Consider the following 24,200-nt stretch of genomic DNA (forward strand, 5'->3'; position numbering starts at 1 on the left):
GCGTTTTGGTATCTGGAAATCGGTAGTCACGAATAACGTTATGGGCGGCGCTGGGTCGCGCGGCCCTCTATCTAAGGTTGAAGATGATGCGGAGCAAGGTGACAGGTGCGCAGCGTTGGGTCGTTAAGATCGGTAGCGCGCTGCTGACGGCGGATGGCAAGGGGCTGGATCGTGCGGCCATGAGTGTCTGGGTGGACCAGATGGTGGCCTTGCATGAGGCCGGCGTCGAGTTGGTGTTGGTGTCGTCCGGGGCGGTTGCCGCCGGCATGAGCCGCCTCGGCTGGACCGCGCGACCCAGCGCGATGCATGAGCTGCAGGCTGCCGCCGCCATTGGTCAGATGGGCCTGGTACAGGCCTGGGAGTCCAGCTTTGCCGAGCACGGGCGCCACACGGCGCAGATTCTGCTGACCCATGACGACTTGTCCGACCGCAAGCGCTACCTGAACGCCCGCAGCACCCTGCGTGCCCTGGTTGAACTCAAGGTGATCCCGGTGATCAACGAGAATGACACCGTGGTGACCGACGAGATTCGCTTCGGTGACAACGACACCCTGGCAGCGCTGGTGGCCAACCTGGTTGAGGCTGATTTGCTGGTGATCCTCACGGATCGCGACGGCATGTTCGACGCTGACCCGCGCAATAACCCTGAGGCTCAGCTGATTTACGAAGCGCGTGCCGATGATCCGGCGCTGGATGCGGTGGCTGGCAGTGTCGGCGGTGCCCTGGGGCGTGGCGGCATGCAGACCAAGCTGCGTGCGGCACGTCTGGCGGCGCGTTCCGGCGCACATACCATCATCGTTGGCGGTCGGATTGAGCGGGTGCTGGATCGCCTCAAGGCGGGCGAGCGCATCGGTACGCTGCTGTCGCCTGAGCGTGGCATGCTGGCGGCGCGCAAGCAGTGGCTGGCGGGGCATCTTCAGACGCGCGGTACCCTGGTGTTGGATGCTGGTGCGGTTTCAGCGTTGTCCCAAGGCAACAAAAGCTTGCTGCCGGTGGGTGTAAAACTGGTCCAGGGCAGCTTCCGCCGTGGCGAAATGGTGGTGTGTGTGGCGCCGGACGGTCGTGAGATTGCCCGTGGCCTTGCCAACTACAGCGCCCTTGAGGCGCAGAAAATCATCGGGCAGTCGTCTGAGGCGATTGTCGGTCTGTTGGGTTACATGGCTGAGCCGGAGCTGGTTCACCGGGATAACCTGATTCTGGTTTAAGTAAAAAGGAAGTCTCGATGCGCGTAATGAAGGGATTGCTCGGTTTGCTGCTGGCGATGCCGTTGCTGGCGTCAGCCGAAGAGATTGGCCAGGTGTCGACAGTGTTCAAGTTTGTCGGCCCCAATGACCGGATCGTGGTCGAGGCCTTTGATGACCCGAAGGTGGATGGCGTGACCTGCTACCTGTCTCGCGCCAAGACGGGTGGGGTAAAGGGTGGGTTGGGTCTGGCGGAGGATCGCGCCGAGGCGTCGATTGCCTGTCGCCAGGTGGGCGCGATTCGCTTCAAGGGCGAGCTGAAGGATGGGGATGAGGTGTTCAAGGAGCGCACGTCCCTGGTCTTCAAGACCATGCAGGTGGTGCGTTTCCTCGACAAGAAGCGCAATACCCTGGTGTATCTGGTCTACAGCGACCGCCTGATCGAAGGCAGCCCGCAGAATGCGGTGACGGCGATTCCGATCCTGCCGTGGCCTACAGCGCAATAAATCTGAAGCAGAGCCGGCATGCCGGCTCTTTTTTTGGCTTTCCCAAATCGCAGGCAATAAAAAACCGACCCTGGGGTCGGTTTTTTAACAAGCTTATCGCTTAGGCTGCAGCAGCAAGGTTCAGAGCCTTGATGTGGCCATTCAGACGACCTTTATGGCGAGCAGCTTTGTTCTTGTGGATGATGCCTTTATCGGCCATACGGTCGATAACTGGCACGGCCAGAACGTAAGCAGCTTGAGCTTTTTCAGCGTCTTTTGCGTCAATGGCTTTAACTACATTCTTGATGTAGGTACGAACCATGGAACGCAGGCTGGCGTTGTGGCTGCGACGCTTCTCAGCCTGTTTTGCACGTTTTTTGGCGGAAGGTGTGTTGGCCACCGTCGAGCTCCTCGAAAGACTTTTTAGGAAATAGCAAACAAAATAGGCCGCGAATCATGCCGATGAGTTGAAGTCTTGTCAAGGGCGTGTGATGCGAACTGCTGAGTGGTCGATCTTAAGAGGCGGGTGATTTATTTCCGGCGCTTGACCTGTAAACTCGCGAGCTTTGGCTCTGTGCTTGTTGCAGGCGCGGAGTATCGCATATGTGGGCCGTTTGTTCGCCTGCTCTTTATCTATAGGCAAAAACTCTTTCAATGAATCTGCTCAAATCGTTGGCCGCTGTCAGCTCTATCACTATGATTTCCCGGGTTCTGGGGTTTGTGCGTGACACGCTGCTGGCGCGTATTTTTGGCGCCAGCATGGCCACGGATGCCTTCTTCATTGCCTTTAAACTGCCCAACCTGCTGCGGCGGATCTTCGCCGAGGGGGCTTTTTCCCAGGCATTCGTGCCGATTCTGGCGGAGTACAAGGCCCAGCAAGGCGAGGAGGCGACCCGCACCTTCATTGCCTATGTTTCGGGTTTGCTGACGTTGGTGCTGACGCTGGTGACGATCGCCGGGATGCTCGCCGCGCCCTGGGTGATCTGGGCCACGGCCCCCGGTTTTGCCAATACACCGGAAAAATTCGCCCTGACCACTGATCTGTTGCGGGTGACCTTTCCTTATATATTGCTGATTTCCCTGTCGTCCCTGGCCGGGGCGATCCTCAATACCTGGAACCGTTTCTCGGTGCCGGCCTTCGTGCCGACCCTGCTTAACGTCGGCATGATTATTTTTGCGCTGTTCCTGACACCGTATTTCGATCCGCCTGTGATGGCCCTCGGCTGGGCGGTCCTGGCTGGTGGCCTGGCACAACTGCTGTACCAGCTGCCGCACCTGAAGAAAATCGGCATGCTCGTGCTGCCGCGTTTGAATCTCAAGGACACCGGCGTCTGGCGGGTGATGCGCAACATGCTGCCGGCCATCCTCGGGGTTTCCGTCAGCCAGATTTCCTTGATCATCAACACCGCCTTCGCCTCGCTGCTGGTCTCGGGTTCGGTGTCGTGGATGTACTACGCCGACCGTCTGATGGAATTGCCGTCCGGCGTGCTCGGCGTGGCACTCGGCACCATCCTGCTGCCAACGCTGTCGCGCACCTATGCCAGCAAAGACCGCCACGAATATTCGCGGATTCTCGACTGGGGCCTGCGCCTGTGCTTCGTGCTGGTGCTGCCGTGTGCCGTGGCCCTGGGGTTGCTCGCCGAGCCGCTGACGGTCGCGCTGTTCCAGTACGGCCAGTTCACTGCGTTTGACGCCTCGATGACCCAGCGTGCGCTGATCGCTTATTCCGTTGGGCTGCTGGGCATTATCGTGATCAAGGTGCTGGCTCCCGGCTTTTATGCTCAACAAAACATCCGTACCCCGGTAAAGATCGCGATCTTCACCCTGGTGGTTACCCAGCTGCTCAATCTGGCGTTCATCGGTCCGCTGAAGCATGCCGGGCTGGCGCTGGCGATCAGTGTGGGGGCCTGCATCAACGCCGGGCTGCTGTTTTATCAGCTGCGTAAACAGAAAATGTTCCAGCCTCAGGCGGGCTGGGGCTCGTTTGCGCTCAAGTTGGTGGTGGCAGTGGGGACGATGGCCGCAGTACTGCTGGGCCTGATGCACTTCATGCCGGCCTGGGAGCAGGGCCATATGCTCGAGCGCTTCATGCGCCTGGGAGCGTTGGTGGCGGCTGGTGTGCTGGTGTACTTCGGCATGTTGCTGCTGATGGGCTTCCGCTTGCGGGATTTCAATCGCAAGTCGCTGAGCTAGAGACTTTTCGTCGATAAGACGGTTGTTTTATCGATTCGCGCAAATGGCCTGCGCTGTTGCCTGTCGTCCGGGGCCGGGTGTGGTTATAATCGACCACTTTATGAGCAAGAAGCGCGTTATGCAGCTGGTTCGAGGTCTCCACAACCTGCGCCCCCAGCATCGGGGCTGCGTCGCCACTATTGGCAACTTTGACGGTGTTCACCGTGGCCACCAGGCTATCCTGGCCCGCCTGCGTGAGCGTGCGGTTGAGTTGGGCGTGCCCAGCTGCGTGGTGATTTTTGAACCACAGCCGCGCGAATTCTTTACCCCGCAGACGGCGCCGGCGCGTCTGGCCCGTCTGCGGGACAAGCTGCAACTGCTGGCTGAAGAAGGTGTGGACCGCGTCCTCTGCCTGGCTTTCAACCAGCGCTTGCGCAGCCTCAGCGCCGCCGAGTTCGTCGACCGTATCCTGGTGGACGGCCTTGGCGTGCAGCATCTGGAGGTCGGCGACGACTTCCGTTTCGGTTGCGACCGGGTAGGGGATTTCGATTTCCTGCAGCAGGCCGGCGTCACCCAGGGTTTTACCGTCGAAGCCGCGCAAACCGTCGAACTGGACGGCCTGCGCGTGAGCAGTACCCAGGTGCGTAACGCCCTGGCCGCTGCCGACTTCGCCTTGGCCGAGCGTTTGCTCGGTCGCCCGTTCCGGATTGCCGGGCGGGTGCTGCACGGCCAGAAGCTGGCGCGCCAACTGGGCACGCCAACCGCCAACGTGCAGCTCAAGCGCCGTCGTGTGCCACTGACCGGGGTTTACCTGGTGAGTGTCGACATCGACGGCCAATCGTGGCCCGGAGTCGCCAACATAGGCGTCAGGCCCACGGTTGCAGGTGATGGCAAAGCCCACCTGGAAGTTCACCTTTTGGATTTTGCCGGTGATTTGTATGACCGGCGTTTGACGGTGGCTTTCCACCAAAAGCTGCGTGAAGAGCAGCGTTTCGCCTCCCTGGAGGCGTTGAAAACGGCGATCAATGCGGATGTCGCCGCCGCCCGTGCACTAGCCGCACCTAGCGCCCATCGCTAATGAAGAGCCTTAAATGACCGACTATAAAGCCACGCTAAACCTTCCGGACACCGCCTTCCCAATGAAGGCCGGCCTGCCACAGCGCGAACCGCAGATCCTGCAGCGCTGGGACAGTATTGGCCTGTACGGAAAGTTGCGCGAGATTGGCAAGGATCGTCCGAAATTCGTCCTGCACGACGGCCCTCCTTATGCCAACGGCACGATTCACATCGGTCATGCGCTGAACAAGATTCTCAAGGACATGATCATCCGCTCGAAAACCCTTTCGGGTTTCGACGCGCCTTATGTCCCGGGCTGGGACTGCCACGGCCTGCCGATTGAACACAAGGTCGAAGTGACCTACGGCAAGAACCTGGGCGCGGATAAAACCCGCGAACTGTGCCGTGCCTACGCCACCGAGCAGATCGAAGGGCAGAAGTCCGAATTCATCCGCCTGGGTGTGTTGGGCGACTGGGCCAACCCGTACAAGACCATGAACTTCAAGAACGAGGCCGGTGAAATCCGTGCCTTGGCCGAAATCGTCAAGGGCGGTTTCGTGTTCAAGGGCCTCAAGCCCGTGAACTGGTGCTTCGATTGCGGCTCGGCCCTGGCTGAAGCCGAAGTCGAGTACGAAGACAAGAAGTCCTCGACCATCGACGTGGCCTTCCCGATCGCCGACGAAGCCAAACTGGCGCAAGCCTTCGGTCTGGCGAGCCTGGCCAAGCCAGCCTCCATCGTGATCTGGACCACCACCCCGTGGACCATCCCGGCCAACCAGGCGCTGAACGTGCACCCGGAATTCACCTACGCCCTGGTGGACGTCGGTGACAAACTGCTGGTGCTGGCTGAAGAGCTGGTGGAGGCGTGCCTGGCCCGCTACAACCTGCAAGGCTCGGTGATCGCGACCACTACCGGGTCCGCGCTGGAACTGATCAACTTCCGTCACCCGTTCTACGACCGCCTGTCGCCAATCTACCTGGCCGAGTACGTTGAACTGGGCGCCGGCACCGGCGTGGTTCACTGCTCGCCTGCCTATGGCGTAGACGACTTCGTGATCTGCAAGCAGTACGGCCTGGTCAACGACGACATCATCAATCCCGTGCAAAGCAACGGCGTGTACGTGCCGTCCCTGGAATTCTTCGGTGGCCAGTTCATCTTCAAGGCCAACCCGGCGATCGTCGACAAGCTGGCGGAAGTCGGTGCGCTGCTGCACACCGAAACCATCACCCACAGCTACATGCACTGCTGGCGTCACAAGACCCCGCTGATCTACCGCGCCACTGCGCAGTGGTTTATCGGCATGGACAAAGAGCCTACCCGCGGCGAAGCCCTGCGCAAGCGTGCGATCAAGGCGATCGAAGACACCAAGTTCGTTCCGGCCTGGGGCCAGGCGCGCCTGCACTCGATGATCGCCAACCGTCCGGACTGGTGCATCTCCCGCCAGCGCAACTGGGGCGTGCCGATTCCGTTCTTCCTGAACAAGGAAAGCGGCGAGTTGCACCCACGTACCGTCGAGCTGATGGAAGAGGTTGCCCAGCGCGTTGAACAAGAGGGCATCGAAGCCTGGTTCAAGCTGGACGCCGCCGAGCTGCTGGGCGACGAAGCGCCGCTGTACGACAAGATCAGCGACACCCTCGACGTCTGGTTCGACTCGGGTACCACCCACTGGCACGTACTGCGCGGCTCGCACCCGATGGGCCACGAGACCGGCCCGCGTGCCGACCTGTACCTGGAAGGTTCGGACCAACACCGTGGCTGGTTCCACTCCTCGTTGCTGACCGGTTGCGCGATCGACGATCACGCCCCGTACCGCGAGCTGCTGACCCACGGTTTCACCGTCGACGAGAACGGTCGCAAGATGTCCAAGTCCCTGGGCAACGTGATCGCGCCGCAAAAGGTCAACGACACCCTGGGCGCCGACATCATGCGCCTGTGGGTTGCCTCTACCGATTACTCGGGCGAGATGGCCGTTTCCGAGCAGATCCTGCAGCGCAGCGCCGATGCCTACCGCCGGATCCGTAATACCGCACGCTTCATGCTGTCGAACCTGACCGGTTTCAACCCGGCCACCGACATCCTGCCGGCCGAGGAAATGCTCGCCCTGGACCGTTGGGCCGTGGACCGTACCCTGTTGCTGCAGCGCGAGCTGCAAGAGCACTACGGCGAATACCGCTTCTGGAACGTCTACTCGAAGATCCACAACTTCTGCGTGCAGGAGCTGGGTGGTTTCTACCTCGACATCATCAAGGACCGCCAGTACACCACCGGCGCCAACAGCAAGGCCCGCCGTTCGGCGCAGACCGCGCTGTACCATATCTCTGAAGCGCTGGTGCGCTGGATCGCCCCGATCCTGGCATTCACCGCCGACGAACTGTGGGAATACCTGCCGGGCGAGCGTAACGAGTCCGTGATGCTCAACACCTGGTACGAAGGCCTGACCGAATTGCCGGCCGACTTCGAGCTGGGCCGCGAGTACTGGGAAGGCGTAATGGCCGTCAAGGTTGCCGTGAACAAGGAACTGGAAGTGCAGCGCGCGGCGAAGGCCGTTGGCGGCAACCTGCAGGCCGAGGTCACGCTGTTTGCCGAGGAAGGCCTGACCGCTGACCTGGCCAAGCTGAGCAACGAACTGCGCTTCGTCCTGATCACCTCGACCGCCAGCCTGGCGCCGTTTGCCCAGGCGCCTGCAGATGCCGTTGCGACCGAAGTCCCGGGTCTCAAGCTCAAGGTGGTCAAGTCCTCCTTCGCCAAGTGCGCCCGTTGCTGGCACTGCCGTGAAGATGTCGGCGTGAACCCCGAGCATCCGGAAATCTGCGGTCGTTGCGTCGACAACATCTCTGGCGCTGGCGAGGTTCGTCACTATGCCTGAAGCCAGTCGTTTTGGACGCCTGGGCTTGCTCGTGTTGAGCGTGCTGGTGCTGGTCATTGACCAGCTCAGCAAGGCTCACTTCGAAGGCGCCCTGGAGATGTACCAGCAGATCGTGGTGATTCCCGACTACTTCAGCTGGACCCTGGCCTACAACACCGGCGCTGCGTTCAGCTTCCTGGCTGACAGCTCCGGCTGGCAGCGCTGGCTGTTTGCCCTGATCGCCGTGGTGGTCAGTGCCGTGCTGGTAGTCTGGCTCAAGCGCCTGGGGCGTAACGACACCTGGCTGGCCGTTGCGTTGGCGCTGGTGCTGGGTGGCGCATTGGGCAACCTCTACGACCGCATTGCCCTGGGCCATGTGATCGACTTTATTCTGGTGCATTGGCAGAACCGCTGGTACTTCCCGGCGTTCAACTTTGCCGACAGCGCCATCACCGTCGGTGCAATCATGCTGGCGTTGGATATGTTCAAAAGCAAGAAAACCGGAGAGACCGTTCATGACTGAACAGGTATTGGCTGAGCAACGCATTGGCCAGAACACGGAAGTCACCTTGCATTTCGCATTGCGCCTGGAGAATGGCGACACGGTCGACAGCACGTTCGACAAGGCCCCGGCGACCTTCAAGGTCGGCGACGGCAACCTGCTGCCGGGTTTCGAAGCGGCACTGTTCGGTTTCAAGGCCGGCGACAAGCGCAACCTGCAGATCCTGCCGGAAAACGCCTTTGGCCAGCCCAACCCGCAAAACGTGCAGATCATCCCGCGTTCGCAGTTCCAGGACATGGAGTTGTCGGAAGGCTTGCTGGTGATCTTCAACGATGCGGCGAATACCGAGCTGCCGGGTGTGGTGAAAGCCTTTGATGACGCGCAAGTGACCATCGACTTCAACCACCCGTTGGCCGGGAAAACCTTGACCTTTGATGTTGAAATCATCGACGTTAAAGCGCTGTAACTAACGAAATCGGCCTACTGCAGGGGCGAGCTTGTTGGGGCTGCTTCGCAGCCCAGCGGGAGCAAGCGCCCTCGCCACACAAGCTCGATCCTACAGGGCAAGACACGAGGCACAGCATGCAAATCAAACTCGCCAACCCCCGTGGCTTCTGCGCCGGCGTGGACCGGGCGATTGAAATCGTCAACCGCGCCCTGGAAGTTTTCGGGCCGCCGATTTACGTGCGCCATGAAGTCGTCCACAACAAGTTTGTGGTCGAAGACCTGCGCAGCCGCGGGGCCATCTTCGTTGAAGAACTGGACCAGGTGCCGGACGACGTTATCGTCATCTTCAGCGCTCACGGCGTTTCCCAGGCGGTACGCACCGAAGCAGCAGGCCGTGGCCTGAAAGTGTTCGACGCCACCTGCCCGCTGGTGACCAAGGTGCACATCGAGGTCGCGCGCTACAGCCGTGATGGTCGTGAATGCATCCTGATCGGCCACGCCGGTCACCCGGAAGTCGAAGGCACCATGGGCCAGTACGATGGCAGCAATGGTGGGGCGATCTACCTGGTGGAAGACGAAAAAGACGTCGCTGCATTGCAGGTGCACAACCCTGAAAAGCTGGCTTTCGTTACCCAGACCACCTTGTCCATGGACGACACCAGCCGCGTCATCGATGCCTTGCGCTCGCGCTTCCCGGCCATCGGCGGTCCACGCAAGGATGACATCTGCTACGCCACCCAGAACCGCCAGGATGCGGTCAAGCAATTGGCCGACGAATGCGATGTTGTGCTGGTGGTGGGGAGCCCCAACAGCTCCAACTCCAACCGCCTGCGCGAACTGGCCGAGCGCATGGCCACCCCGGCCTACCTGATCGATGGTGCCGAAGACATGCAGCGCAGCTGGTTCGACGGTGTCGAACGCATTGGCATCACTGCCGGAGCCTCGGCCCCGGAAGTCCTGGTGCGTGGCGTTATTCAGCAACTGCAGGCCTGGGGCGCCACGGGCGCTGATGAACTGGCTGGCCGTGAAGAGAACATCACTTTCTCCATGCCCAAGGAGCTGCGGGTTCGTTCGCTGCTCTGAGGCCCGGAGTACCGGCATAGCCCCGGCACAAAGCCTGCTCGGTCTTGTTACTGCGCAGGCTGATACGCCCGCTGGCGGCCAGCACTATTTGATACAGGCTCAGTTGCTGGTCCGTCGCACACACGTGGACGGTGCCGGCGCTGAATGCCCCTGCTGACAGCAGCGGTTCACCCAGGCTGCTGAAGCGTATCTGGGTTCTCACCGGCGTATTCCCCACAATCGGTATCTGCCCACTGTCCTGGCGCTCCAGCAGCACCGGGTTTTTGTCGTCCAGATGGCCGCGACCGTTCAGGTCCAGTATCACCCTCCAACCCCGGCTCCAGTCATCGTCCAATGCATGGATAACCACCGTGCGATTGCGTGCGATGGCTTCTGTGCGGGCATAACGCAGTCCGCCGGCAAGGGATTCGGCGGCGCTCTGGCGTCGTTGCGACTCGAGCAGCCCCTTGAGGCTCGGCACTGCCAGATTGGCCAGGATGCCGCCCAGGAACAGGCCGAGTATCAGTTCAATCAGCGAGAAACCTCGTTGTTTCATGGGCCGTCCCTCCGTGGACGCGGTGTGCTTTTTCAGTCGGTGCCGGATGGCAGACATAGTTATAGCGCCCAGTCCGGCGGGTCGAATGGTGGCCATTCTGTCCAAAGTATTTCGCTTTGTTCCGGGGGGCAGCGCTCAGGCAATACCGGCGCTAGTCTTGCGTCGCACAGCAGGTTTGCGCTGCTTTCTGATGACCTTCGACATGGATGGCGATGGTAATGAACGCTTTCCCCGTAACGCCCCACCCGCAACCGACCCAGGCCGGAATGACGCTGATCGAGGTCCTGGTATCTGTGCTGATCCTCGCTGTCGGCCTGCTAGGGGCGGCAGTCATTCAGCTCAATGCATTGAAATATACCGACAGTTCCAGGATGACCAGTCAGGCCAGTTTCATTGCCTACGACATGCTCGACCGGATCCGCGCCAATTCGGGTGCTGATTACTCCTGGGGCCAGGGTGAACGCGCGCCCTCCAGCACCTCGGTCGCGAGTGTGCGTGATCTGGACCTGCACGACTTTGAAGCGAATATCGCCGGGTTCGCCGGGGAAAGCGCCAAGGGGTCGGTTGCGGTCAATCAGCGAGAAGTGACCATCAGCATCAGTTGGGACGACTCCCGTGGAGCGAAGGCTCAAGGCACCCGGGAAACATTCACCCTGACCAGCCGGGTTGCAGTCGACCCGAGGGTGTTGCCATGAGAGGTCCAGTGTGCGGTTTCAGTCTGGTGGAGATGCTGCTGGCATTGGCCCTCGGCCTGATGTTGATCCTGGGGGTGACCCAGATTGCACTCAGCTCCCGAACCACTTATGCCAGCCAGAGTGCGGCTTCGCTGTTGCAGGATGATGCACGGTTCGCCCTTGGCAAGCTGATTCAGGAAATACGCCAGGCGGGCATGTTTGGCTGCTTGTCCGCTGCATCAATCAGCAACGCTCCCGCAGGTTTTGATCGTCCCATTGGATGGAGTACCACCGGCAGTTCCCGGTCCCTGACGCTGGTGACCGCCGACGTCGGGGAGGGTGGCAGCAAGCCGGACTGGACGGTGCTTTCCGATTGCACCGGCTCTGCCCACGCCTATGTTGGAAGCCCGCCGGCAGCGACGCCCGGGCAAATCCACTTCCCACTGCGCAAGCTGACCTACACCTTTGAGGGCGGGCAGCTGAAGTTCAGTACGCTGGCGGCCCCGAGCAAAGCGGTGCTGGTGGATAACGTGGGTGCATTCGATATCAGTTTCGGCGTGGCCGACAAGCCTGGCTCAACGGTTGTCAGCCGATATGACGCCAACCCCGGCGATGAGTCGCTCATCCGCAGCGTGCGGATTCTGCTGACACTTCAGGATCCAAATGGGTTGGTGAAAGACCAGGCCTACAGCGTGGTCGCGGCACTACGTAATCGCCTGGAGTAGCGTGCCCATGGGTTATTACCTCTCCCGTTCGAGGCAGGCAGGCATGGTTTTGCTGATCAGCCTGGTATTCCTGCTGCTGTTGGCACTCCTCGGAGTGTCTTCGATGCAGGGAGCAATCTCGCAAGAAAAAATTACCGGCAGCCTTCGGCAGCGCAACCAGTCGTTTCAGCAGGCCGAAAGCGGCCTCAGGCTTGGCGAGTCTTTGGTGCAGGCGTCAAGTTTCGCCCTGCGCCCTTGCCACTCGACGGCTGCGTGCGCGCCACCTGCCGAATCGGTTTCGGTAGTGGGGCCGGGGACGAATCCCGTATCGACTGTGACCTGGATAGGGATGAAAGATGGCGTCTACGGTATTCAAAACCTGGGGCCGGGAACGGGTTTGGCTCAGCTCCCGGCAGAGGCCCAGGCCACGGTCTATCGCGTGACATCAGTGGGCGTCAGTGGGCACTCACGCTCCGTCCTGGAGTCTGTGTATGCCCGTGTGGGCAGCGGGCCCGGCGAGCGTTTTCGACGAATCATGTGGCGACAACTTCAATAGGTGAGCAGCACGATGGGCAAGGATTGCACAGGCTTCACCCTGATCGAATTACTGATCGCCGTGGCGATCGTCGGACTCCTGGCGGGCGTCGCCTATCCCGGGTATCTCAGCCATATGAAAAAGGTCTATCGCGCGGAAATTGCCGGGTTGCTGAGTGAGCAGGCACAGTACCTTGAGCGCTATTACGCGAGGAACGGCACTTTTATTGATGCGACTGGCGTCATCGCCGGCAATGATCGCTATAGAATCACCCCTGCATTGAACCCTCAGGATTTCGTTCTGCTTGCCACGCCGGCAATTGACTCGGTGATGGCGGGCGATCCCTGTGCCGCCTTCAGCCTGAGCAGTACCGGTGCGCGAACCAATCCGGGAGCCGCGCCTGATATGACGCGCAAGGCGTGCTGGGGGCAATGATGAGGAAGCTGGACGATTGGGCGCCGGGCGTGCCTTTTTCTTTTTATCGGCTGGATCGAACAATGGCTAAGCAACAGCAAGTAGTGGTTGTGGGTGGTGGGGTAATCGGGTTGTTGACGGCGTTCAACCTGGCGACCCAAGGGCAAGCGGTTGTGTTGCTGGATCGTTCGGCGGTCGGTCAGGAGTCTTCCTGGGCCGGCGGCGGCATTGTCTCCCCGCTCTACCCGTGGCGCTACAGCCCGGCCGTGACGGCCCTGGCGCACTGGTCCCAGGATTTTTACCCGCAACTGGCAGAGCGTCTGTTCGCGGCTACTGGCATTGACCCGGAAGTTCACACCACCGGCCTGTATTGGCTGGACCTGGATGATGAAACCGAGGCGCTTGCCTGGGCAGCCCGCGAAGGGCGCCCGCTGAGCAAGGTGGATGTTTCAGCTGCCCATGACGCTGTGCCGGTGCTGGGTGCCGGGTTTTCCCAGGCGATCTATATGGCGGATGTGGCCAATGTGCGTAATCCGCGGTTGGTCAAATCCCTCAAGGCGGCCTTGTTGGCCCTGCCGGGCGTGACGATTCACGAGCAGTGTGCGGTTGATGGGTTTATTCAGCAGGGCGGCAAGGTTGTTGGGGTGAATACGGCGCTCGGGCCGATCCATGGCGATCAGGTAGTGCTGGCCGCCGGCGCCTGGAGCGGTGAGTTGCTGGGCCGCCTGGGGCTTGAGTTGCCCGTGGAGCCGGTCAAGGGGCAGATGATCTTGTACAAGTGTGCGTCGGACTTCTTGTCGTGCATGGTCCTGGCCAAGGGGCGTTATGCGATTCCTCGGCGGGATGGGCACATTCTGATTGGTAGCACGCTGGAGCACGAGGGGTTCGACAAGACGCCCACCGACTCTGCACTGGAAAGCCTGAAAGCCTCTGCCGTCGAGTTGATTCCGGCCCTGGCCGATGCCGAAGTGGTGGGGCATTGGGCCGGCTTGCGACCTGGGTCGCCGGAGGGCATTCCGTATATTGGCAAGGTGCCAGGTTTCGACGGGCTGTGGCTCAACTGCGGGCACTACCGCAACGGCCTGGTGCTGGCGCCGGCGTCCTGCCAACTGTTTGCCGATTTGTTGCTGGGACATGAGCCGATCATTGATCCGGCCCCGTATGCGCCGGCAGGCCGAATCAACGCTGGATAGATTTCGGCCCTTGCTCCAGATGCGCCTGGGTGCAATACCATTCCTGGCGCAGGCTCAAGGCTCGATCCTGTGGCAGGTGAAGGCCACAGTGGGCGCAACGAACCATCTGGATCGGGCCCTGTTCGCTGGGCCGCTGCTGTTTGGCGGCCGGGCTTTTGAATTTGCGCCAAAACCATACCGCGGCAGCAATAACGGCGATCCAGAACAGTAGACGAACCATGGTGGGCAGCTTCTCGACAAGGAATCCCGCAGTTTAGCCAAGGACGTGATGGGCGCACAGCGCAATTATGCAGCGCAATAAAAAAGGGAGCTCCGAAGAGCTCCCTTTTTGCATCGCGGCGAACAATCAGTCAAAGATACCGAAAGTCATGTAGCTGAACCACGAGCGATCTTCGTTATTGCCCAGGGCTTGAGGCCCTTGCTCTTCGATGATGTCGCCGTTTTCGTCACGCGGCTTGAGGTCCGATGGAATCGAATCCTTGGCGTCCTGGTATTGCTTGATGATGTCCTGGTTGGCGCGGGTTTCGCCCGGCGGCAGCGGTGGACGGGACTCGATCAGGCCCAGGGTGTACTTGCTCAACCACGAACGGTTGTCCGCTTCGGCAACCTGCGGTACGAACTGGCCGTCCTTCAGGCTTGGGTGGTCCGGGTAGTTGAGCTTCAGGGTTTCCAGGCTGGTGGCCGCCAGGGCGTCCAGGTGCAGGCGCTGGTAAGCCTCGGTCATCACGGCCAGGCCGTCACCCACCGATGGGGTTTCCTGGAAGTTTTCCACTACGTAACGGCCACGGTTCGCGGCAGCAACGTACGCCTGACGGGTCAGGTAGTAGTGGGCTACGTGGATTTCGTAGGAAGCCAGCAGGTTGCGCAGGTAGATCATGCGCTGCTTGGCGTCCGGCGCGTAGCGGCTGTTGGGGTAGCGGCTGGTGAGCTGGGCGAACTCGTTGTAGGAGTCGCGGGCAGCGCCCGGGTCACGCTTGGTCATGTCCAGCGGCAGGAAGCGCGCCAGCAGGCCAACGTCCTGGTCAAACGAGGTCAGGCCCTTGAGGTAGTAGGCGTAGTCCACGTTCGGATGCTGCGGGTGCAGGCGGATAAAACGCTCGGCGGCGGACTTGGCAGCTTCCGGCTCGGCGTTCTTGTAGTTGGCGTAGATCAGCTCGAGCTGGGCCTGGTCGGCGTAACGCCCGAACGGATACCGCGACTCCAGTGCCTTCAGTTTTGCCGTGGCGCTGGTGTAGCTGTGGTTGTTCAGGTCGGTCTGAGCTTGTTGGTACAGCTCGACCTCGCTCAGGTTTTCGTCGACGACTTCCTTTGTTGACGAGCAAGCAGCAGTCATGGCGAGGATGGCGATCAGCAGCAGGTGTTTCACTTGCATGGCGGCTTGCGTCCCTATGACGGCCGCTGTCTTGGGCGGGGCCGTCCTGTTATGATGAGCGCCCCTTGGAAAGCCTCGGGGCAAAAGACGCCGTATTTAACCACAAGCGCGCAGCCGAAACCAAAGGCTGTGCCACGCCTAGTCTGAGCATGTCCGATAAAATTGAACTTCGCGCAGAGGTGCCGTCCGAATTGGGCGGCCAACGCCTCGATCAAGTCGCCGCACAATTATTCGCTGAGCACTCGCGCTCGCGCCTTTCCGCCTGGATCAAAGACGGCCGCCTGACTGTGGATGGAGCGGTTATCCGCCCGCGAGACATAGTCCATGGTGGTGCGATTCTTGAGCTGACTGCCGAGCAGGAAGCCCAGGGAGAATGGATCGCCCAGGACATTGAACTGGACATCGTCTATGAAGACGACGACATCCTGGTGATCAACAAACCTGCCGGCCTGGTGGTTCACCCGGCCGCCGGGCACGCTGATGGCACGCTGCTCAATGCCTTGTTGCACCACGTGCCGGACATCATCAATGTCCCGCGCTGCGGCATCGTGCACCGCCTGGACAAGGACACCACCGGCCTCATGGTGGTAGCCAAGACCATTCAGGCGCAGACGCAGCTGGTCACACAACTGCAGAGCCGCAGCGTCAGCCGGATCTACGAATGCATCGTGATCGGCGTGGTAACCGCCGGTGGCAAAATCAATGCCCCGATCGGCCGCCACGGCCAGCAGCGCCAGCGCATGGCGGTGATGGAAGGCGGCAAGCAAGCCGTCAGCCACTACCGCGTGCTTGAGCGTTTCCGCTCCCACACTCACGTGCGGGTAAAGCTGGAAACCGGTCGTACCCACCAGATTCGGGTGCACATGGCGCACATCAACTTCCCGTTGGTCGGAGATCCGGCCTACGGTGGCCGCTTCCGCATTCCGCCGGCGGCCAGTGCAACCATGGTTGATTCGCTGAAAACCTTCCCGCGCCAGGCGCTGCATGCACGCTTCCTGGAGCTGGATCATCCGACGAGCGGTAAACGGATGAGCTGGGAATCGCCACTCCCAGACGATTTTGTCTGGTTGTTGTCGCTGCTCAAGCAGGATCGCGAGGCGTTTATCGGATGAGTGACTGGCTGATTCCTGACTGGCCCGCGCCGGCCGGGGTGAAAGCCTGCGTTACCACCCGTGCGGGCGGCGTCAGCGTGGCGCCGTTCGACAGCCTAAATCTCGGCGATCATGTCGAGGACAGCCTCGAAGCCGTGCTCGAAAATCGCCGTCGTCTCTGCGCTGCCTTCAATATCCAGCCCGCCTGGTTGCGCCAGGTTCACGGTGTGGTTGTCGTCGAGGCGGATCCCGGCCGGACTGCCGAAGCCGATGGCAGTTGGACCAGCACTCCGGGCATCGCCTGCACTTCGATGACGGCTGATTGCCTGCCTGCCTTGTTTTGCAATCGCGCCGGTACCCGCGTCGCGGCAGCCCATGCCGGCTGGCGTGGCCTGGCCGCTGGCGTATTGGAAGCGACCGTTGAAAGCCTGGATACCGAGCCTGCCGACGTACTGGTGTGGCTGGGGCCGGCCATCGGTCCGCAAGCCTTTGAAGTCGGCCCGGAAGTGCGTGAAGCCTTTATGCAGCAACTTCCGGAAACGATTGAGGCGTTCGTGCCCAGTCAGAACCCGGGCAAGTTCATGGCCGACATTTACCAACTGGCTCGCCTGCGGCTTGCCGCCCGCGGCGTCACTGCCGTGTACGGTGGTGGCTTGTGCACCGTGACGGATCCCCGCTTCTATTCCTACCGTCGCAGCCCGCGCACCGGTCGGTTTGCCTCCCTTGTCTGGCTTGAACGCTAGACTCCTTTGACTTGGGTCAATCCTGACGCAAGTCAGCGGTCGCCCGCTTGAATCTTCCAGAATCCACCCCATCTATAAGGGTATCTGGCAGGTTTCTTCATTCAGGATGTGTTTGTTCATAGCTCCGGCCTGCTCAAAAGGAAGGTGACTAATGCGTATTGATCGTTTAACCAGCAAATTGCAGTTGGCTTTATCCGATGCCCAATCTCTGGCGGTTGGCCTGGATCATCCGGCCATCGAGCCTGCGCACTTGATGCAAGCGCTCCTGGAGCAGCAAGGCGGTTCCATCAAACCCTTGCTGATGCAGGTGGGCTTCGACGTCAACAGCCTGCGCAAGGAGTTGAGCAAAGAGCTCGACCAACTGCCGAAAATCCAAAACCCGACTGGCGACGTGAACATGTCCCAGGATCTGGCGCGTCTGCTTAACCAGGCGGATCGACTGGCGCAGCAAAAGGGTGACCAGTTCATCTCCAGTGAAGTAGTGCTGCTCGCCGCGATGGACGACAACAGCAAACTCGGCAAATTGTTGCTGGGCCAGGGCGTGAGCAAAAAAGCCCTGGAAAACGCCATCAACAACCTGCGCGGCGGCGAGGCGGTAAATGACCCTAACCACGAGGAGTCCCGCCAGGCCCTGGACAAATACACCGTCGACCTGACCAAGCGCGCCGAAGAAGGCAAGCTTGACCCGGTGATCGGCCGTGACGACGAAATTCGTCGCACCATCCAGGTCCTGCAGCGTCGCACCAAGAACAACCCGGTGCTGATCGGCGAACCTGGCGTGGGTAAAACCGCGATTGCCGAAGGCCTGGCCCAGCGCATCATCAATGGTGAAGTGCCGGACGGCCTTAAAGGCAAGCGCCTGCTGTCCCTGGACATGGGGTCGCTGATTGCCGGCGCCAAGTTCCGTGGCGAGTTCGAAGAGCGCCTCAAATCCCTGCTGAACGAACTGTCGAAGCAGGAAGGGCAGATCATTCTGTTTATCGACGAACTGCACACCATGGTCGGCGCCGGTAAAGGTGAAGGCTCGATGGACGCGGGCAACATGCTCAAGCCGGCACTGGCGCGGGGCGAGTTGCATTGCGTGGGTGCGACCACGCTGAACGAATACCGTCAGTACATCGAGAAGGACGCGGCCCTTGAGCGTCGCTTCCAGAAAGTATTGGTGGAAGAACCGAGCGAAGAAGACACCATCGCGATCCTGCGTGGCTTGAAAGAGCGGTATGAGGTCCACCATAAAGTCGCGATCACCGACGGTGCGATCATCGCGGCGGCGAAACTGAGCCATCGCTACATCACTGATCGGCAGTTGCCGGACAAGGCCATCGACTTGATCGACGAAGCGGCCAGCCGCATTCGGATGGAGATCGATTCGAAGCCCGAAGTGCTGGACCGTCTGGATCGGCGCCTGATTCAGCTGAAAGTTGAATCCCAGGCCCTGAAGAAAGAAGAAGACGAGCCGGCGAAGAAACGCCTGGAAAAACTCCAGGAAGAAATTGTTCGCCTGGAACGCGAGTATTCGGACCTCGAAGAAATCTGGACCTCGGAAAAAGCCGAAGTGCAGGGTTCTGCGCAGATCCAGCAAAAGATCGAGCAGTCCCGTCAGGAACTGGAAGCAGCCCGCCGTAAAGGCGACCTGAACCGCATGGCCGAGTTGCAGTACGGGGTGATACCGGACCTGGAGCGTAGCCTGCAGATGGTCGACCAGCACGGCAAGCCTGAGAACCAGCTGCTGCGCAGTAAGGTGACCGAGGAAGAAATCGCCGAAGTCGTCTCGAAGTGGACCGGTATCCCGGTGTCGAAAATGCTCGAAGGCGAGCGCGACAAGCTGCTGAAGATGGAAAGCCTGTTGCACCAGCGCGTCATCGGCCAGGAAGAGGCGGTGGTCGCGGTGTCCAACGCGGTGCGGCGTTCGCGGGCCGGGTTGTCCGACCCGAACCGTCCGAGCGGCTCGTTCATGTTCCTCGGCCCGACCGGCGTGGGCAAGACCGAGTTGTGCAAGGCCCTGGCCGAATTCCTCTTCGATACCGAAGAGGCGATGGTGCGGATCGATATGTCCGAGTTCATGGAGAAACATTCCGTGGCTCGCCTGATCGGGGCGCCACCAGGCTATGTAGGGTACGAGGAAGGCGGTTACCTGACTGAAGCGGTACGGCGCAAGCCTTACTCGGTGATCCTCCTGGACGAGGTCGAGAAGGCCCACCCGGATGTGTTCAACGTGTTGCTGCAAGTGCTGGAAGATGGTCGCCTGACGGACAGTCACGGGCGTACCGTGGACTTCCGCAATACGGTGATCGTGATGACCTCCAACCTGGGCTCGGTACAGATCCAGGAGCTGGTGGGTGACCGTGAAGCCCAGCGTGCAGCGGTAATGGACGCGCTGACCAGCCACTTCCGGCCGGAGTTCATCAACCGGGTCGATGAAGTGGTGATCTTCGAGCCTCTGGCGCGGGATCAGATCGCGGGCATTACCGAGATCCAGTTGGGCCGCCTGCGCAGCCGTCTGGCGGAGCGCGAGTTGTCCCTGGTGCTGAGCCGCGAGGCGTTGGACAAGCTGATCGCGGTTGGTTACGACCCGGTTTATGGCGCACGGCCGTTGAAACGTGCGATCCAGCGCTGGATCGAGAACCCGTTGGCGCAGCTGATCCTGTCGGGCAGCTTTATGCCGGGCTCCAGCGTCGAGGCGACGGTGGAGAACGACGAAATCGTCTTCCACTAAGCCCAAGCGGTACTGCTATAAGAAGAGGCCCCGCATTGCGGGGCCTTTTTTTTCGATAGGGCGTTGAACTGTAAGGCAAAGGCTTGTAAAGTGCGCCCCGCAGCAACGTCAGCCCAACGGTTTCTTCTCCCCAAGGAGAAATCAGAAAGAAGCGCAAATCATTGTCTTAAAAGCAATTTAAAGGGTTGACAGGGGTTTTTAAGATTGTAGAATAGCGCGCCTCAGAGACACTAACGTAGCGATACGGAAGCGTCGAAGAGAAGGTAACATGCAACAACGTAACACTTTGAAATATGTAGTTCCGTGATAGCTCAGTCGGTAGAGCAAATGACTGTTAATCATTGGGTCCCAGGTTCGAGTCCTGGTCACGGAGCCAATTTCAAAACCGGGGTATAGCGCAGTCCGGTAGCGCGCCTGCTTTGGGAGCAGGATGTCAGGAGTTCGAATCCCCTTACCCCGACCATATTTGGGTCGTTAGCTCAGTTGGTAGAGCAGTTGGCTTTTAACCAATTGGTCGTAGGTTCGAATCCCACACGACCCACCATTTTTGAGACCAGTTAACGCTGGAATCGAATCTTAAGATCAGAGGCCAAAAGCGCTGATCGAAGAAGGCGACTGAGAGGTCGCCTTTTTTTTACCGGGGTATAGCGCAGTCCGGTAGCGCGCCTGCTTTGGGAGCAGGATGTCAGGAGTTCGAATCCCCTTACCCCGACCATATTAAAAATCCTCGTATCGAAAGATACGGGGATTTTTTTTGTGCGCGGAATCCTGTCCGCACCACAAAACAAATGTGGGAGCGGGCTTGCTCGCTAAAGCGGTGTGTCAGTCAGTGCATCTGGCACTGAACCACCGCTTTCGCGAGCAAGCCCGCTCCCACACTCACCGAGTCCTATCCCGGAACGTGCTGTCAGTGCAGTTTCAGGCGCGGCTCGGTCCCTCGCCCGATCTTGCTCCCCAGCATCAGCATCGCCGTGCGGAAGAAGCCATACAGCGCCATCTGGTGCATGCGATACAGCGACACATAGAACATCCGCGCCAGCCAGCCTTCCAGCATCACGCTGCCCGTCAGGTTGCCCATCAAGTTACCCACCGCCGAGAAGCGCGACAGCGAGATCAGCGAGCCGTAGTCGGTGTACTTGTACGACGGCAGGTCCTTGCCCTCGATTCGCAGTTTCAGCGACTTGGCCAGCAACGATGCCTGCTGGTGAGCTGCCTGGGCCCGTGGCGGCACATTGCGATCGGTGCCGGGTTGCGGGCAGGCCGCGCAGTCACCAAAGGCGAAGATGTTCTCGTCACGGGTGGTTTGCAGGGTCGGCAGCACTTGCAGTTGGTTGATACGGTTGGTTTCCAGGCCGTCGATGTCCTTGAGGAAGCCTGGCGCACGAATCCCGGCGGCCCAGACCTTGAGACTGGCCGGGATTACCTGGCCGCTGCTGGTGATCAGGGCGTCGGCCGTCACCTCACTCACGGCGGAGTTGGTCAGGACGGTCACCCCGAGTTTCTCCAGGGTTTTGTGCACAGGCCCGCCGATCCGCTCCGGCAGGGCAGGCAGCACCCGTGGGCCGGCTTCGATCAGGGTGATGTGCATGTTTTCCGGCTTGATCTTGTCCAGGCCATAGGCGGCCAGTTCATGTGCGGCGTTATGCAGCTCGGCGGCCAGCTCGACGCCGGTGGCACCGGCGCCGACGATGGCGACGCTGATCTGCTCTATCACGTCCGTCTGCCCGGCATGGGCGCGCAGATAGTGATTGAGCAATTGCTGGTGGAAACGCTCAGCCTGCTTGCGGGTGTCGAGGAACAGGCAGTGTTGTGCCGCGCCTTCGGTGCCGAAGTCATTGGTGGTGCTGCCGACGGCGATCACCAGGCTGTCGTAGCCCAGCACGCGCGCGGGCACCAGTTCCCGGCCTTCCTCGTCGAGGGTGGCGGCCAGCTGGATTTTTTTCTGCTCGCGATCAAGCCCGCTCATGCGCCCCAGCTGGAACTCGAAGTGGTTCCATTTTGCTTGGGCAACATAATTGAGTTCGTCTTCCGAAGAGTTCAGCGAGCCGGCCGCCACCTCGTGGAGCAAGGGTTTCCAGATGTGGGTGAGGTTGGCATCCACCAGGGTGACGCTGGCGATGCCGCGCTTGCCCAGAGTCTTACCCAGGCGGGTAGCCAACTCCAGGCCGCCGGCGCCGCCGCCGACGATAATAATACGATGAGTCATGGGGATATCTCGCAAGGCTAAAGGAAATCGGTGCAGTTACCCGAACGAGCGCCAGGCAGCTCATAGCGTCAGGTAACTCAAAAGGCGGCTCAGCAAACCCAGGCCGATCACTGCAACCAGCACCACGGCAAGGAGCAGCCAGGGCCGGAAAGGCTTGCGCTCGACTTGGTTCTGGGACAGTTGCAGGTACTCTTCGACATGCTGTTGGTCGTCGGGGTTCAGGCGGCTGGTCATAAAGGCCTCGTCAGGTAGACGTTGCTGAAGGGCGCCACGTTACAGTCGGGTGATTGGCGGCATTGCCTGAAGCATAGTCGCCAACCCGATCACAGGCTGATGCCCACATCGAACACTATGCTGCGCCCCAGATTGTTGCGCAAGAAGTCCGGCGCGTCCGGGTGCGCGAACAGTACGCGGGCGAAGGTCGGCCCCACGAGGGACAGCGAGCGCCAGCCCTGGCGCAGGTACTCGGTGGGAGGAGGGAAGTGACTGTTGAGGTCCAGTACTTCGCGCTTGAGGCTGGCGAAGGCGATGAGGTCCAGCTCCCCCAGGTCCATCCCGCGCTCTTTATAGTTGTGGGCCTTCTTGCGCAGGGTGGGCGCCAGGCGCAACAGGAATTCGTGGGCGGGAATGCGCCGGGGCTTGGCTTCTCGCCGAACCAGTTGGCTCAGGGAAAACGCGCTGCGCCGCCGCAGCAGTTCGTCACGCCATTCATCGTTCAGGCGCCGGCCTTCATCGAGTACGAAAAACACTTCGAAACTGGCGTCGCGAAACAGCACGTCCGGCGGCTCTTGCCCGGCGGCGTGGAATTCTTCGGCGCGGTAGGGCACGTTCAAGCCTTGCAACAGGCGCTGGCAGACCCAACGCTCACGCTCCCATTTGCGGGCATTGGACAGGAAAGCATTGGCTTGTTCGGCCGCTACGGTGAGCAGGCGCAAATAATCTGAGTCATCCATGTCACCAGCTTAGCGTCCAAATGATGACCGCAGGAAGTCCCGCGTCAAAAGGTCGGTGTAGACTGGCCACTCGACAGTTTCCCGTGGCATGAGGAGTATGCAGTGAAGGGTTTTGTGGTGCTGTTCTTGAGTCTTTTGCCCGTGTGGGCCCAAGCCGTCGAAGTGGGTGAGCGCGTTGCACCCTGGACGTTGCTTGATCAGTTCGACCAGGCCTACACCCTGGATGACCAGGCGCAAACCTTGCTCGTAGCGCGCAGCATGGACGCCGCCAAAATCGTCGACGCAGCTTTGCAAGGCCAGCCCAAGGGTTACCTGGAGGCTCGGCATGCGGTGTTTCTCGCCGATATCCAGCGCATGCCCCGGCTGATCGCGAAGATGTTCGCGGTGCCGGCGATGCAGGCCTACAACTATCGCGTCATGCTCGACCGCGATGCCCGTGTAAGCCCGCGCTATCCCGCACCTGTGGATAAAGTGCTGTGGCTGCAACTGGATCACGGAACGCTGGTGGCGCAGCACGAATACGATTCCGCCGCTGAACTGCGCGAGGCCCTGGAGCAGGTGCAGCCGTGATCAGCGCAGCGGTGTTGGCGCCGGAAACCCTCAGCATCGGCTGGCTGCTGTATGCGCCGGTGGTGATGTGGGCGCTCCTGCGTTCGCCGTGGGTCGAGCTGTTTGCCGACCGCCGACGCCAGCACTTGCTGTTCGGCACCGTATTCGCACTGTTCATGTTGTGGTTGGTGCGCCGGGATTTCGACACTGGGGTGTCCTACCACTTCATCGGCATGACCGCCGTGACCTTGTTGCTCGATTGGCCCCTGGCGATCGTCGGAGGCTTTGCCGCGCAAATCGGCCTGGTGTTGCTCGGCCGCCAGGACCTGGCCGCCGTGGGGATCAATGGCATGCTGCTGATCCTGTTGCCGGTGCTGGTCACCGAAGGATGTGCGCTGCTGGTGGAGCGGGCGAAGCCACGCAATCCCTTTGTGTATATCTTCTGTTCGGGCTTTTTCGCCGCCGCACTGTCGGCCTTGCTGTGCCTGCTGGCAGGCCTGGGGCTGCTGTGGTTCGATGGCCGTTTTGCGATGCCGGAATGGATCGAGGATTTTGTCGGCTACTTGTGGCTGATCATTTTCCCCGAGGCCTTTATCAACGGCATGGTGATCAGCGCCCTGGTGGTGTTCTGCCCCGAGTGGCTGGAGACATTCAACCGCACTCGCTACCTCTCGGCGCCCTGGAAGGATGACGATCCGCGGCCTTGATCCAGGTCAAATGCCGCACACGCAAGTGGTCGCATG

25 protein-coding genes and 4 tRNA genes are annotated in these 24,200 nt (G+C 60.5%); 22 read left to right on the forward strand and 7 right to left on the reverse strand.

Annotated elements, in window-relative coordinates; all coding sequences use genetic code 11:
• Nucleotides 1-86: 86 nt before the first annotated feature.
• Nucleotides 87-1,205 (forward strand): glutamate 5-kinase, encoded by a 1,119-nt coding sequence (gene proB / locus HX807_RS09060; protein ID WP_003215866.1) that lies wholly within the window; start codon nt 87-89, stop codon nt 1,203-1,205.
• 17 nt (nt 1,206-1,222) lie between these two features.
• Nucleotides 1,223-1,687 (forward strand): CreA family protein, encoded by a 465-nt coding sequence (locus tag HX807_RS09065; RefSeq protein ID WP_008432835.1) that lies wholly within the window; start codon nt 1,223-1,225, stop codon nt 1,685-1,687.
• A gap of 100 nt (nt 1,688-1,787) precedes the next feature.
• Here the strand turns inward: HX807_RS09065 and rpsT are convergent, their stop codons facing one another.
• Nucleotides 1,788-2,066 carry a 30S ribosomal protein S20 gene (gene rpsT / locus HX807_RS09070; RefSeq protein WP_003215870.1) on the reverse strand — a complete coding sequence of 93 codons (279 nt, stop codon included), beginning with the start codon at nt 2,064-2,066 and terminating at the stop codon, nt 1,788-1,790.
• A 254-nt stretch (nt 2,067-2,320) separates the two neighbouring features.
• On the opposite strand from rpsT, the gene murJ reads away from it, so the two are divergent.
• The 6 genes from murJ to ispH all read left to right on the forward strand — a co-directional run bounded on the left by murJ (nt 2,321) and on the right by ispH (nt 9,772).
• Nucleotides 2,321-3,859 carry a murein biosynthesis integral membrane protein MurJ gene (gene murJ / locus HX807_RS09075; protein ID WP_177049780.1) on the forward strand — a complete coding sequence of 513 codons (1,539 nt, stop codon included), beginning with the start codon at nt 2,321-2,323 and terminating at the stop codon, nt 3,857-3,859.
• Between the two features lie 118 nt (nt 3,860-3,977).
• A complete protein-coding gene (gene ribF / locus HX807_RS09080) occupies nt 3,978-4,916 on the forward strand; it encodes a bifunctional riboflavin kinase/FAD synthetase (RefSeq protein ID WP_003215874.1) in 939 nt (312 codons plus the stop codon).
• 13 nt (nt 4,917-4,929) lie between these two features.
• Nucleotides 4,930-7,761 (forward strand): isoleucine--tRNA ligase, encoded by a 2,832-nt coding sequence (gene ileS / locus HX807_RS09085; protein WP_177049781.1) that lies wholly within the window; start codon nt 4,930-4,932, stop codon nt 7,759-7,761.
• Nucleotides 7,754-8,263 carry a signal peptidase II gene (gene lspA, locus HX807_RS09090; RefSeq protein WP_003215877.1) on the forward strand — a complete coding sequence of 170 codons (510 nt, stop codon included), beginning with the start codon at nt 7,754-7,756 and terminating at the stop codon, nt 8,261-8,263. Before ileS ends, lspA begins: the two co-directional genes overlap by 8 nt.
• A 7-nt stretch (nt 8,264-8,270) precedes the next feature.
• Entirely contained in the window at nt 8,271-8,708 is a 438-nt protein-coding gene (gene fkpB / locus HX807_RS09095; protein WP_003215879.1) for an FKBP-type peptidyl-prolyl cis-trans isomerase, read from the forward strand.
• Between the two features lie 116 nt (nt 8,709-8,824).
• Nucleotides 8,825-9,772 (forward strand): 4-hydroxy-3-methylbut-2-enyl diphosphate reductase, encoded by a 948-nt coding sequence (gene ispH / locus HX807_RS09100; protein ID WP_003215881.1) that lies wholly within the window; start codon nt 8,825-8,827, stop codon nt 9,770-9,772.
• Here the strand turns inward: ispH and HX807_RS09105 are convergent.
• Nucleotides 9,726-10,307: a GspH/FimT family pseudopilin gene (locus tag HX807_RS09105; protein WP_177049782.1), complete on the reverse strand. Its 582-nt coding sequence runs from the start codon at nt 10,305-10,307 to the stop codon at nt 9,726-9,728. The two genes, ispH and HX807_RS09105, sit on opposite strands and share 47 nt — an antisense overlap.
• A gap of 218 nt (nt 10,308-10,525) precedes the next feature.
• On the opposite strand from HX807_RS09105, the gene pilV reads away from it, so the two are divergent.
• From pilV to thiO, 5 genes are all read left to right on the forward strand, one after another.
• Nucleotides 10,526-11,002: a type IV pilus modification protein PilV gene (pilV, locus tag HX807_RS09110; protein WP_177027818.1), complete on the forward strand. Its 477-nt coding sequence runs from the start codon at nt 10,526-10,528 to the stop codon at nt 11,000-11,002.
• Complete coding sequence (locus HX807_RS09115) at nt 10,999-11,706, forward strand: PilW family protein (protein ID WP_177049784.1); 708 nt, start codon at nt 10,999-11,001, stop codon at nt 11,704-11,706. The genes pilV and HX807_RS09115 overlap by 4 nt, the downstream gene beginning before the upstream one ends.
• A gap of 7 nt (nt 11,707-11,713) precedes the next feature.
• On the forward strand, nt 11,714-12,241 hold the full coding sequence (locus HX807_RS09120; RefSeq protein ID WP_177049786.1) for a PilX N-terminal domain-containing pilus assembly protein: 528 nt from the start codon (nt 11,714-11,716) through the stop codon (nt 12,239-12,241).
• Between the two features lie 12 nt (nt 12,242-12,253).
• Nucleotides 12,254-12,655 (forward strand): type IV pilin protein, encoded by a 402-nt coding sequence (locus HX807_RS09125; protein ID WP_177049788.1) that lies wholly within the window; start codon nt 12,254-12,256, stop codon nt 12,653-12,655.
• Between the two features lie 62 nt (nt 12,656-12,717).
• Complete coding sequence (thiO, locus tag HX807_RS09130) at nt 12,718-13,827, forward strand: glycine oxidase ThiO (protein WP_003215894.1); 1,110 nt, start codon at nt 12,718-12,720, stop codon at nt 13,825-13,827.
• Here thiO and HX807_RS09135 read toward each other — a convergent pair.
• The gene (locus tag HX807_RS09135) at nt 13,814-14,047 is read right to left on the reverse strand and encodes a PP0621 family protein (protein ID WP_026078011.1); all 234 of its coding nucleotides are present in this window, start codon (nt 14,045-14,047) and stop codon (nt 13,814-13,816) included. The two genes, thiO and HX807_RS09135, sit on opposite strands and share 14 nt — an antisense overlap.
• A gap of 126 nt (nt 14,048-14,173) precedes the next feature.
• Complete coding sequence (locus HX807_RS09140; RefSeq protein ID WP_008432851.1) at nt 14,174-15,199, reverse strand: outer membrane protein assembly factor BamD; 1,026 nt, start codon at nt 15,197-15,199, stop codon at nt 14,174-14,176.
• Between the two features lie 149 nt (nt 15,200-15,348).
• On the opposite strand from HX807_RS09140, the gene rluD reads away from it, so the two are divergent.
• The 7 genes from rluD (at nt 15,349) to HX807_RS09175 (ending at nt 20,464) form a co-directional block, all read left to right on the forward strand.
• Entirely contained in the window at nt 15,349-16,311 is a 963-nt protein-coding gene (rluD, locus tag HX807_RS09145) for a 23S rRNA pseudouridine(1911/1915/1917) synthase RluD (protein ID WP_003215899.1), read from the forward strand.
• Nucleotides 16,308-17,033 carry a peptidoglycan editing factor PgeF gene (gene pgeF, locus HX807_RS09150; RefSeq protein ID WP_134327335.1) on the forward strand — a complete coding sequence of 242 codons (726 nt, stop codon included), beginning with the start codon at nt 16,308-16,310 and terminating at the stop codon, nt 17,031-17,033. The genes rluD and pgeF overlap by 4 nt, the downstream gene beginning before the upstream one ends.
• A 151-nt stretch (nt 17,034-17,184) precedes the next feature.
• The gene (clpB, locus tag HX807_RS09155; RefSeq protein WP_177027815.1) at nt 17,185-19,749 is read left to right on the forward strand and encodes an ATP-dependent chaperone ClpB; all 2,565 of its coding nucleotides are present in this window, start codon (nt 17,185-17,187) and stop codon (nt 19,747-19,749) included.
• 300 nt (nt 19,750-20,049) lie between these two features.
• A tRNA-Asn gene (locus HX807_RS09160) sits at nt 20,050-20,125 on the forward strand.
• A gap of 10 nt (nt 20,126-20,135) precedes the next feature.
• Nucleotides 20,136-20,212 (forward strand) — tRNA-Pro (locus tag HX807_RS09165).
• A 5-nt stretch (nt 20,213-20,217) separates the two neighbouring features.
• Nucleotides 20,218-20,293: transfer RNA gene (locus tag HX807_RS09170), tRNA-Lys, on the forward strand.
• Between the two features lie 94 nt (nt 20,294-20,387).
• Nucleotides 20,388-20,464 (forward strand) — tRNA-Pro (locus tag HX807_RS09175).
• Between the two features lie 192 nt (nt 20,465-20,656).
• On the opposite strand, the gene HX807_RS09180 is transcribed toward HX807_RS09175, so the two are convergent.
• The 3 genes from HX807_RS09180 to HX807_RS09190 form a co-directional block, all read right to left on the reverse strand.
• Entirely contained in the window at nt 20,657-21,955 is a 1,299-nt protein-coding gene (locus HX807_RS09180; RefSeq protein WP_134327334.1) for an NAD(P)/FAD-dependent oxidoreductase, read from the reverse strand.
• A gap of 60 nt (nt 21,956-22,015) precedes the next feature.
• On the reverse strand, nt 22,016-22,189 hold the full coding sequence (locus HX807_RS09185; protein ID WP_010174986.1) for a DUF3094 family protein: 174 nt from the start codon (nt 22,187-22,189) through the stop codon (nt 22,016-22,018).
• An 89-nt stretch (nt 22,190-22,278) separates the two neighbouring features.
• Nucleotides 22,279-22,908: a DUF1780 domain-containing protein gene (locus tag HX807_RS09190; RefSeq protein WP_008437312.1), complete on the reverse strand. Its 630-nt coding sequence runs from the start codon at nt 22,906-22,908 to the stop codon at nt 22,279-22,281.
• 102 nt (nt 22,909-23,010) lie between these two features.
• Here HX807_RS09190 and HX807_RS09195 point away from each other — a divergent pair, with 102 nt between their 5' ends.
• Nucleotides 23,011-23,478 carry an FAD/FMN-containing dehydrogenase gene (locus tag HX807_RS09195; RefSeq protein ID WP_177049790.1) on the forward strand — a complete coding sequence of 156 codons (468 nt, stop codon included), beginning with the start codon at nt 23,011-23,013 and terminating at the stop codon, nt 23,476-23,478.
• Complete coding sequence (locus HX807_RS09200) at nt 23,475-24,164, forward strand: energy-coupling factor ABC transporter permease (protein WP_003215915.1); 690 nt, start codon at nt 23,475-23,477, stop codon at nt 24,162-24,164. The genes HX807_RS09195 and HX807_RS09200 overlap by 4 nt, the downstream gene beginning before the upstream one ends.
• The last annotated feature ends 36 nt before the right edge of the window (nt 24,165-24,200 follow it).

Origin of the sequence: Pseudomonas sp. D8002, assembly GCF_013385695.1 — a bacterium.
Classification (GTDB): Bacteria; Pseudomonadota; Gammaproteobacteria; order Pseudomonadales; family Pseudomonadaceae; genus Aquipseudomonas.

What these genes read in the sequence shown, in the direction of transcription:
- proB (WP_003215866.1), top strand. Translation starts at nt 87, where the DNA reads ATGCGGAGCAAGGTGACAGGTGCGCAGCGTTGGGTCGTTAAGATCGGT.
- HX807_RS09065 (WP_008432835.1), top strand. Translation starts at nt 1,223, where the DNA reads ATGCGCGTAATGAAGGGATTGCTCGGTTTGCTGCTGGCGATGCCGTTG.
- murJ (WP_177049780.1), top strand. Translation starts at nt 2,321, where the DNA reads ATGAATCTGCTCAAATCGTTGGCCGCTGTCAGCTCTATCACTATGATT.
- ribF (WP_003215874.1), top strand. Translation starts at nt 3,978, where the DNA reads ATGCAGCTGGTTCGAGGTCTCCACAACCTGCGCCCCCAGCATCGGGGC.
- ileS (WP_177049781.1), top strand. Translation starts at nt 4,930, where the DNA reads ATGACCGACTATAAAGCCACGCTAAACCTTCCGGACACCGCCTTCCCA.
- lspA (WP_003215877.1), top strand. Translation starts at nt 7,754, where the DNA reads ATGCCTGAAGCCAGTCGTTTTGGACGCCTGGGCTTGCTCGTGTTGAGC.
- ispH (WP_003215881.1), top strand. Translation starts at nt 8,825, where the DNA reads ATGCAAATCAAACTCGCCAACCCCCGTGGCTTCTGCGCCGGCGTGGAC.
- HX807_RS09105 (WP_177049782.1), bottom strand. Translation starts at nt 10,307, where the DNA reads ATGAAACAACGAGGTTTCTCGCTGATTGAACTGATACTCGGCCTGTTC.
- pilV (WP_177027818.1), top strand. Translation starts at nt 10,526, where the DNA reads ATGAACGCTTTCCCCGTAACGCCCCACCCGCAACCGACCCAGGCCGGA.
- HX807_RS09115 (WP_177049784.1), top strand. Translation starts at nt 10,999, where the DNA reads ATGAGAGGTCCAGTGTGCGGTTTCAGTCTGGTGGAGATGCTGCTGGCA.
- HX807_RS09120 (WP_177049786.1), top strand. Translation starts at nt 11,714, where the DNA reads ATGGGTTATTACCTCTCCCGTTCGAGGCAGGCAGGCATGGTTTTGCTG.
- HX807_RS09125 (WP_177049788.1), top strand. Translation starts at nt 12,254, where the DNA reads ATGGGCAAGGATTGCACAGGCTTCACCCTGATCGAATTACTGATCGCC.
- thiO (WP_003215894.1), top strand. Translation starts at nt 12,718, where the DNA reads ATGGCTAAGCAACAGCAAGTAGTGGTTGTGGGTGGTGGGGTAATCGGG.
- HX807_RS09135 (WP_026078011.1), bottom strand. Translation starts at nt 14,047, where the DNA reads ATGGTTCGTCTACTGTTCTGGATCGCCGTTATTGCTGCCGCGGTATGG.
- HX807_RS09140 (WP_008432851.1), bottom strand. Translation starts at nt 15,199, where the DNA reads ATGCAAGTGAAACACCTGCTGCTGATCGCCATCCTCGCCATGACTGCT.
- rluD (WP_003215899.1), top strand. Translation starts at nt 15,349, where the DNA reads ATGTCCGATAAAATTGAACTTCGCGCAGAGGTGCCGTCCGAATTGGGC.
- pgeF (WP_134327335.1), top strand. Translation starts at nt 16,308, where the DNA reads ATGAGTGACTGGCTGATTCCTGACTGGCCCGCGCCGGCCGGGGTGAAA.
- clpB (WP_177027815.1), top strand. Translation starts at nt 17,185, where the DNA reads ATGCGTATTGATCGTTTAACCAGCAAATTGCAGTTGGCTTTATCCGAT.
- HX807_RS09180 (WP_134327334.1), bottom strand. Translation starts at nt 21,955, where the DNA reads ATGACTCATCGTATTATTATCGTCGGCGGCGGCGCCGGCGGCCTGGAG.
- HX807_RS09185 (WP_010174986.1), bottom strand. Translation starts at nt 22,189, where the DNA reads ATGACCAGCCGCCTGAACCCCGACGACCAACAGCATGTCGAAGAGTAC.
- HX807_RS09190 (WP_008437312.1), bottom strand. Translation starts at nt 22,908, where the DNA reads ATGGATGACTCAGATTATTTGCGCCTGCTCACCGTAGCGGCCGAACAA.